Origin of the sequence: Pantoea sp. ACRSC (assembly GCF_022346785.1) — a bacterium.
GTDB lineage: Bacteria > Pseudomonadota > Gammaproteobacteria > Enterobacterales > Enterobacteriaceae > Pantoea > Pantoea alvi.
This window is the reverse complement of record NZ_JAKRNN010000055.1, coordinates 1-1249: the sequence shown is the minus strand read 5'-3', so window position 1 is coordinate 1249 and position 1249 is coordinate 1. Positions and strand designations below refer to the sequence as shown.

The 1249-nt window shown below is 51.8% G+C and carries 1 protein-coding gene; it reads right to left on the bottom strand.

Translation table 11 applies throughout. From position 1 onward, the window contains the following. Positions 1-8 precede the first annotated feature (8 nt). Positions 9-1177 (bottom strand): IS3 family transposase gene (locus MHZ97_RS22260; protein WP_130835314.1). Its coding sequence is split into 2 segments (ribosomal slippage): positions 9-928 and positions 928-1177, totalling 1170 coding nucleotides; the frame shifts between segments, so codons are not numbered across the junction. Positions 1178-1249: the final 72 nt, after the last annotated feature.

Sequence of the window (1249 nt, the reverse complement as noted above, 5' to 3'; positions counted from 1 at the left end):
TGAAGTGGTCAACAAAAACTGGCCACCGAGTTAGAGTTTTTCCAGTATCGGTTTTCCGATTCGTTTGGGGGTAACCCACCGTTATACCCATGCGGCCTTAGCGAGCTGTAATACCCGACGATATAGTCCGTGATCGCATGAGCAGCTTCGCTAAAGTTTATATAACCTGTCACTGGCACCCACTCGTTTTTCAGACTCCGGAAGAAGCGTTCCATCGGGCTGTTGTCCCAACAGTTTCCACGTCGGCTCATACTCTGCCTGATTTGGCAACGCCACAGTAACTGCCGGAACTGTCTGCTTGTATAATGACTGCCCTGATCGCTGTGGAACATTACTCCGGCGGGCTTGCCGCGCGTTTCCCATGCCATTTCCAGCGCTTTAATGGTGAGTCTGCTGTTCGGTGAGAACGACATTGCCCAGCCCACTGGTTTTCTTGCGAACAGGTCGAGAACAACGGCGAGGTACGCCCAGCGCTTACCTGTCCAGATATAGGTCACATCACCGCACCACACCTGGTTTGGCTCTGTTACAGCGAACTGTCGCTCAAGATGATTCGGGATAGCTACGTGCTCATGACCGCCACGCTTATACCGGTGAGTCGGCTGCTGGCAACTGACCAGCCCCAGCTCTTTCATGAGCCTGCCAGCAAGCCAGCGCCCCATCTGGTAGCCTCTCTGGGTTGCCATTGTGGCGATGCTTCTTGCTCCGGCCGAACCGTGGCTGATGCCATGTAGCTCAAGTACCTGACTGCGTAATACAGCCCGTCTGCCGTCTGGTTTTTCAGGACGGTTTTTCCAGTATCTGTAGCTACTGCGGTGAACCCCGAACACGTGGCAGAGAGTGGTCACAGGATAACGCGCCCTGAGTTTCCCGATTATCGAGAACTGTTCAGGGAGTCCGACATCAAGAGCGCGGTAGCCTTTTTTAATATATCGTTTTCCATTTCAATGCGTTGTAGCTTTTTCTTCAGCTCACGTATTTCAATCTGTTCTGGGGTTATAGGGGAGGCTTTAGGTATTTTGCCCTGTCGTTCATCCCGCAACTGCTTTACCCATCGCGTCATGGTAGAAGGACCCACATCCATAGCACTGGCCGCAGCTGCAACGGTGTAGTTCTGATCAAGGACCAACTGAGCGGATTCGCGTTTAAACTCTGCGCTGAAATTTCTTTTTTTCATTGAGGCACCTGTAATGTTCTGAGGTGAGCATATCACCTCTGTTCAGGTGGCCAAATTCAGTAAACCACTTCA